The 7,084-nt window shown below is 61.7% G+C and carries 9 protein-coding genes; 1 reads left to right on the forward strand and 8 read right to left on the reverse strand.

Going from position 1 to position 7,084, the window contains the following annotated elements; all coding sequences use genetic code 11:
* Positions 1-106: 106 nt before the first annotated feature.
* Positions 107-625: a dihydrofolate reductase gene (locus EOA78_RS21640; protein WP_127316897.1), complete on the reverse strand. Its 519-nt coding sequence runs from the start codon at positions 623-625 to the stop codon at positions 107-109.
* Entirely contained in the window at positions 625-1,638 is a 1,014-nt protein-coding gene (locus EOA78_RS21645; protein WP_127316898.1) for a DUF4424 domain-containing protein, read from the reverse strand. Before EOA78_RS21645 ends, EOA78_RS21640 begins: the two co-directional genes overlap by 1 nt.
* A 129-nt stretch (positions 1,639-1,767) precedes the next feature.
* On the opposite strand from EOA78_RS21645, the gene cobF reads away from it, so the two are divergent.
* Positions 1,768-2,541: a precorrin-6A synthase (deacetylating) gene (gene cobF, locus EOA78_RS21650; RefSeq protein ID WP_127316899.1), complete on the forward strand. Its 774-nt coding sequence runs from the start codon at positions 1,768-1,770 to the stop codon at positions 2,539-2,541.
* Positions 2,542-2,568: 27 nt separating this feature from the next.
* Here the strand turns inward: cobF and EOA78_RS21655 are convergent, their stop codons facing one another.
* From EOA78_RS21655 to EOA78_RS21680, 6 genes are all read right to left on the reverse strand, one after another.
* Positions 2,569-2,910, reverse strand: coding sequence for a winged helix-turn-helix domain-containing protein (locus EOA78_RS21655; protein WP_029351372.1), 342 nt, complete (start codon positions 2,908-2,910; stop codon positions 2,569-2,571).
* 89 nt (positions 2,911-2,999) lie between these two features.
* A complete protein-coding gene (gene modC / locus EOA78_RS21660; protein WP_127316900.1) occupies positions 3,000-4,112 on the reverse strand; it encodes a molybdenum ABC transporter ATP-binding protein in 1,113 nt (370 codons plus the stop codon).
* Positions 4,109-4,813: a molybdate ABC transporter permease subunit gene (gene modB / locus EOA78_RS21665; protein ID WP_065010276.1), complete on the reverse strand. Its 705-nt coding sequence runs from the start codon at positions 4,811-4,813 to the stop codon at positions 4,109-4,111. Before modB ends, modC begins: the two co-directional genes overlap by 4 nt.
* A 14-nt stretch (positions 4,814-4,827) precedes the next feature.
* Positions 4,828-5,622 carry a molybdate ABC transporter substrate-binding protein gene (gene modA / locus EOA78_RS21670; RefSeq protein WP_127316905.1) on the reverse strand — a complete coding sequence of 265 codons (795 nt, stop codon included), beginning with the start codon at positions 5,620-5,622 and terminating at the stop codon, positions 4,828-4,830.
* A 286-nt stretch (positions 5,623-5,908) separates the two neighbouring features.
* Positions 5,909-6,703, reverse strand: coding sequence for a thymidylate synthase (locus EOA78_RS21675; protein ID WP_127316901.1), 795 nt, complete (start codon positions 6,701-6,703; stop codon positions 5,909-5,911).
* Positions 6,704-6,868: 165 nt separating this feature from the next.
* A partial coding sequence (locus tag EOA78_RS21680) for a DUF2853 family protein (protein ID WP_127316902.1) occupies positions 6,869-7,084 on the reverse strand: 216 nt, incomplete at its 5' end.

Here is a 7,084-nt window from a genome sequence, read left to right on the forward strand (position 1 = left end):
ACGCAAAATCCGGTATCGTCCTTCTATAGGGACGCGACGGCACGCTTTCAACGCGATCGGTCGTCGTCACCGTCCGTTTTGGACCGTCGCGACCCTATATCGTCTCTCAATGCACGTCGCGGCGCCGCTCGTAAACCGAATAGCGTGTCGCATGACTGTCCTTTTCACCGGCCGGAACGTTCTGCGAGCGGACAATGTGCCACAAATCCGGGTCTATCGGCGGGAAATGCGCGTCGCCGTCGACCGCGGCAAGGATATGGGTGACATGCAAACGATCGGCCAGCGGCAGCGCCTGGGCGTAGATCTCGCCGCCGCCGATGACGCAGATTTCGTCGGCGCCGGCCATGCAGCGCCCGCGCACCTCCGCCAGACCGATCGCCTCGTCGAGAGAATGCACGATTTCGACGCCCTCGGCGCGCCAGGCCTTGTCGCGGGTCACCACGATGTTGAGCCTGCCCGGCAGAGGCCGGCCGATGCCTTCATAGGTCTTGCGACCCATGATGATAGGTTTGCCCATCGTGTCGATCTTGAACCGCTTGAGATCGCTGGAAAGCCGCCACGGCAAACCACCATCGCGCCCGATCACGCCGTTTTCAGCGATGGCGACATAGATCGCGACGTCCATCAGCCGCCGCTCCCGCCATCGCCCGAAGGCGCCAGCAGCAATATGTCGATATCGTGCTCAGGGTAGAAATTTTCTGCCGTCATCTCGAAACGGGTCGGTCCGACTTTCCTGACGTTTTCGCCACAGAACGAGACCAGGTTCTTTGGATCGCCCTTGTCGACGGTCAGCTTGAACTTGCCGATGGCGCCCGTCGCCCAGTTACCGCCCGTGGTCAGGATATAGGCGATGCGGTTCTCGAAATATTTCGGAGTGCCGTCGGGATTGCCCTTCGCTGCCTTGCGGATCGCGTTCTCGAACGTGCCGTCCATGCAGTAGCGGGTCTTGTAGGCGGCGTATTGGCCTTGGAACTGGCCATCGTAGAAAAAGCTGACCGAGGACGTGCCGCCGACGCTTGGCTTATAGCGGTGGGCAACGTGCACTGCCTTATTGGCTGGAAAGGTCGAGCGCCACCAGTAGGTCGAGCGCAATTGCCAGAACGGCACATAGACGGTCTTCATGCCTGAACCGTCGTCTGCAGTGTCTTCGATGATGAGGCCGCGGTCGACCCAGTCGTCGGCAACCGCCTGCGGCAGCTTGGCCAATGCCGCCCTGGCCGCATCGCCGAACGGGTAGAGTGGCACGTTCTGCGCCTTAAGATCGGCGCTGATGTCGATGCCGAGCGCAAACGCCTTCTGCTCGAGTTGCGGTTCTGCGGCAACACCGTCGATCGTCACCTCGAAGCCGAGGAAATTGTCGCTCTGGCCGTCGGGGATCGCCGGCATCTCGTTGGGATCGCCTTCGATGTCGGGCATCGGAAAAGCAACGATCGCGTCGACATCCTTGTCGGTGTTGTTGCGGAAGACATAATCGACCGTCACCTTTTCCGGCGAGATGTAGAGGTCCTCACTCTCCATGGCGACCGCGTCGCTACGCGACAGGATCAGGCCGCCCGTTCCCAATTCGGCAATCGAATCATTGGCGAATACGGGCGTGGCCGAGAGCGCCAGCGCTGCGCTCAGAACATAACGGAACATGGAAGCTCCCTTGGCGAGATGCAGGTATGACTCTAGCCGTTTCAATGTGGAGTTTCAAAGCCCTTCCGCGCTTGCGCACATGCCCTGGCTCTCTGGACACCGACGTTCCGATCAGGCAGGAGTTCGCCCATGCGCAAGCTTCTCGTCATCGGCATCGGCGCCGGCAATCCCGACCACATGACCGTGCAGGCCATCGGCGGCTTGAACCGCGCCGACGTACTGTTCATTCCCGACAAGGGCGAAAAGAAGAACGACCTCGCAGAACTGCGCCGCCGGATCTGCGACCGATTCGTCACCAATCCAAACTCACGTCGCGTCGAATTCGACGTGCCGGTGCGGGCCGAGCCAGCACCCTCCTATCGCTCGACCGTCGATGACTGGCACGAGGCGATCGCCGCGATCTATGAAAGCCTGATCCGCGACGAGCTTTCGCAAGATGGCTGCGGCGCCTTCCTGATCTGGGGCGATCCCTCGCTCTACGACAGCGCGCTGCGCATACTGGAGCGTGTGCGCATGAGAGGCAATGTCGGGTTCGAGCTCGAGGTGATCCCCGGCATCACTGCTGTCCAGGCGCTCGCCGCCAGCCACAAGATGGCGCTGAACCGCGTCGGCGATGCGATTCAGATCACCACCGGCCGCCGGCTTACCGAGGAAGGTTTGCCCGACAATGCCGGCAGCACCGTCATCATGCTGGACGGCAAATGCGCCTTCAACACGCTGGACGACAAGGACCTCGTCATCCACTGGGGCGCCTATCTCGGCACGCCCGACGAGATCCTCATTTCCGGTCGCCTTGGCGACGTCGGCGACGAGATCGTGAAGACCCGCGACGAGGCCCGCCGGAAAAAAGGCTGGATCATGGACACTTATCTGCTGCGCAAGCCCGGCGAGCCGGAGGAATAGGCTCGGCCGGTACAGATTCCACCGACCTCACCCGGCATCGATCTCCGCCTGTAATGCTTCCATATGCGCCGCCGCCGCGGAAGCCGCAGCCCGTTCGATGGCGCGAAAGCGGCTGACCACCGCAAGCCCCACCGGAGTCAACTGGGCGCCGCCGCCCTTTTTCCCTCCGGTCTGCGCCGCGACCAGCGGTTTGCCGAACACCCGGTTCATGTCCTCGACGAGATCCCAAGCGTGTTTGTAGGACATTTCCATTCCGCGCGCCGCCGCCGAGATCGATCCGAAGGCGGCGATCTGCTCGAGAAGCTCGATCTTGCCCGGCCCGATGCGCCCTTCTGGATCAAGGTTTATCCGCAAGCTCAGCGACGGCATTTGCTCCTCCGCAGTCGCGCCACATCCATCCTAGAAGCTCTCCTGCGATATCGCTATTTCAAAATGATATAGCGACAATCATCCGTCGGTCATCCATCCGCCTCGACAGGCAGGCCGACGCTCGTATTCGCCCGGTCGAAGCTTACCGTCTTGACCACCGCGTAGGCTTTTCGACCGAGCCGAAGTTTCAGCGTCTGTCGCGATTGCTCGGTGATCCGGGCAAGGACGGTTGCGCCATTGCAGTCTATGCCGATCTCGACCGTCGGCCCCTCGCCAGGCTCTATCGCCACGATCGTGCCCGACAAGATGTTGAGCGCGCTGAGACCCGTCGGCTGTTCGATGGCGATCATCACATCGCGGGCACGGATGCGGATGCGCACCGGCGCACCGACCGGCACTGCCAGAAGCGGCACGCGGATGTCGCCCGCCGCCGAGCCAAGCACGGTCATGCCAAAGACTTCGTCGTGGCGCAGCACCGCGGTATCCAGCACCGCGCCGCCCTCGCCGCGCTCTTCTGCCGGCAACAGGTCGAGCCGCTGCATGATCGCACCGGTCGGGCCGCAAGCAGCGACTTTGCCTTGCGCCAGCACAACGACGTCGCTTGCCAGCCGCGCCACTTCCGAGATCGAATGGCTGACATAGACGATCGGGATTTTCGTCTCGTCGCGCAGCCGCTCGATGTAAGGCAGGATTTCTGCCTTGCGGGCGTCGTCGAGCGAAGCCAGCGGCTCGTCCATCAGCAACAACCTTGGACTAGCGAGCAGCGCCCGGCCGATTGCCACACGCTGTTTCTCGCCGCCGGAAAGCTTCGCCGGCCGCCGGTCGAGCAAAGGACCGATGCCGAGCAGGTCGACAACGGCATTCACGTCCGCATAGCGTTCCGCCGCCGGCGCGAACCAGCGGCCGTAACGCAGATTGCTGGCCACGCTCATATGCGGAAACAGCCGCGCATCCTGGAACACCATGCCGATGCGGCGCTTGTGCTTCGGCACGAACAGGCCCGCATCCGTATCGACCAGCACGCGGCCGTCGGCCTCGATCCGCCCCTTCTCGGGCCGAATCAATCCGGCAATCATGTTGATCAGCGTCGTCTTACCGGAGCCCGAGGGCCCGAACAGCGCGGTCAGCCGCCCGGCGCTCCCGAAGCGGACGTCGAGCCCCAAATCGCCAAGCCGATGGGTGATATCGATCACGACCGTCATTCGATATCCATCCGCTTGCCGACGCGCCGCGCCAGAACCTCCGACGCGACAAGTGCTGCCATCGAGATGACAATCGAGATCAGGGTCAGCCTGAGCGCGCCGGCATCGCCGCCCGGCACCTGCGTGAACGTGTAGATCGCCGACGGCAGTGTCTGCGTCTCATTTGGGATATTGGAAACGAAGGTGATCGTTGCGCCGAATTCGCCCATCGCCTTGGCGAAAGACAAGATCGCGCCGGTAATCAGGCCGGGCAGGATCAGCGGCAGCGTGATCGTCCCGAACACCCACAGCGGATTGGCGCCAAGCGTTCCGGCCGCCGCCTCGATTCTGCGGTCGACCGCCTCGATCGACAGCCGGATCGCCCTCACCATCAGGGGAAAGCCCATGACGGCGCAGGCCAGTGCGGCACCAGTCCAGCGAAAAGAAAAAACGATGCCGAAATGCTCGGCCAGAAACGCCCCGGCCGGGCCGCGCCTGCCGAAGGAGAGCAGCAGCAGATAGCCGACCACCACCGGCGGCAGGATCAACGGCAGATGCACCAGCCCGTTGAGCAGCGTCTTGCCCCAGAATTGTCCACGGGCGAGCACAAGTGCGATCAATATGCCGGGCGGCAGGCTGGCGATCATCGCCACTGTCGCCACCTTGATCGACAGCCGGACCGCATTCCATTCGTCGGGAGTGAGGTCCAGCAGCCAGTTCATCTTTTTGGCGCGCCTCAGTTGCTCGGCGTAAGGACCGTAAAACCTTGCGCCTTGAAGATCTCGCCTATCTTGGCGGATTGCAGGCATTCCAAAAATACCGGCGCATCCTTGTCGGTCGAATCCGCCATCTGGGCAACCGGGTAGACGATCGGCGGGTGCGAATCCTCCGGGAAGGTGCCGATCACCTTGACGCCGGGCTCGGCGTGCGCGTCGGTGGCGTAGACGATGCCGAGTGCTGCTTCGCCGGTCGAGACCAGCTTGAGCGCTGCGCGCACATTCTCGGCCTGTGCCATCTTGCCTTCGATCGAGGACCAGACGCCGAGCGATTCAAGTGCGGCCTTGCCATATTTGCCGGCCGGCACCGCTTTGAAATCGCCCATGACAAGCCTGCCGTCGCCGATCAGCCCGGCAAGATCAAAACCCTTTTCGATCCTGGTTTCGACCGACGAATCCTTCGGCGCCACCAGCACGATTTGGTTGCCGAGCAACTTCACTTCGGTATCCGGCTTGGTCAGCTTCTTGTCGGACAGATATTTCATCCAGTCGAGGTCGGCTGAGATGAAGACATCGGCTGGCGCGCCGCCCTCGATCTGCTTGGCCAAGGCAGAGCTTGCCGCATAAGAAATGGTTGCCACCTCGCCGACATCGGCCTCGCAGGCGGTGTTCACGGCATCCAGTGCGTTCTTCATGCTTGCCGCGGCGAAGACGATCAGCCTGTCATCGGCGTGGGCAACCGGTATCGCGGCGATCAACATCGCTGTCAGACCGCCAATGGCGGCCGCCTTCAATCCGAAACCGTTGCGCACCAGCATGAACTCTCCTGGGGCTTGAAAAATCCGATCGGCGCGAGCCTGCCATCGATATATCCATGTGAATATAACAAGGAAAGGGCTTTTGCCAGATTTAGCCCGAACAATGGCCCAGCCAATGGCATTGCGTGTTGCCGCCACCGCTCACGATAAATAGCGGTGCATATAGCGCAACGTTGCAGGCTGACGTGGATCAAAGCATCGGATACGGTACTCGCGGCGGACGACCCAGCACCGCCTCCGAGCAATTCGAGACAGGGTAAAGTAGAAGCCCGACGTTTGCGGCTCACACCGCGATGGGCGCCTTGATCGTCGCATCGGCGAGGTAATTTTCCAGCCGGAAATCCTCGAAGCGGAAGGCAAAGAGGTCCTTCACCTCCGGATTGATCCACAGCGTCGGCAGCGCCTTGGGCGTGCGCCGCAGCTGTTCGCGCGCTTGTTCGAAATGGTTCGCGTAAAGATGCGCATCGCCCAGCGTGTGGACGAAATCGCCGGGTTTCAGCCCCGTCACCTGCGCCACCATCAAGGTGAGCATCGCATAGGAAGCGATGTTGAACGGCACGCCGAGAAAGATATCGGCGGAACGCTGGTAAAGCTGGCAGGAAAGCCTGCCCTCAGAGACATAGAACTGGAACAGGCAATGACAGGGTGGCAGCGCCATGGCTTCCACTTCGGCCGGGTTCCACGCCGAAACGATCAGCCTTCGGGAATTAGGATTCTTGCGTATCTCCTTCAGGAGATTGGCAATCTGGTCGATGGTGCCACCATGGCCGTCCGGCCAGGAGCGCCATTGCTTGCCATAGACCGGGCCGAGGTTACCATTCTCGTCGGCCCATTCGTCCCAGATCGAGACGCCGTGGTCGTTGAGGTACTTGATGTTGGTGTCGCCGGCCAGAAACCACAGAAGTTCATGCACGATCGACTTCAGGTGAAGCTTCTTGGTGGTGGTGACCGGAAAGCCGCGCGCAAGGTCGAAGCGCATCTGATAACCGAACACCGAGCGCGTTCCGGTGCCGGTGCGGTCGCCGCGATCGGCGCCGTTTTCCAGCACGTGCTTCAAGAGGTCGAGGTACTGGCGCATCGGCTTCGGCTCGATTCGGGGGCTCGATTCGGGTTACCGGCCATCATAGCCGACTGGCTGCTGGCCGAACATATCAAAGCGCAGAATCTTCAGACAAGACACTCGCGGCCATGCTCTGGGCTGGCGCGGAAATCGCGCCAGCATCCGCCGATGCAGGATGATTGTTCAGAGGCTGGCGAGCTTACCCAGATCCTTGGCGACCAGGTAATAGAAGGTCACGCGGCTCTTGGTGTTGTCGGCCTCCATCGCCTTGCAGGTCTTTTCGATGGCCGCGTCCGCCTTGCTGCCGTCGGCTATGCCGAGCTTTTTGGCAACCCAGTTGGTTTTTACGCGATCGAGTTCCTTGGGGTCCGTGCAGGACACCAACGAGGAATCCCGATT

This window comes from Mesorhizobium sp. M5C.F.Cr.IN.023.01.1.1 (assembly GCF_003997585.1).
GTDB lineage: Bacteria > Pseudomonadota > Alphaproteobacteria > Rhizobiales > Rhizobiaceae > Mesorhizobium > Mesorhizobium wenxiniae.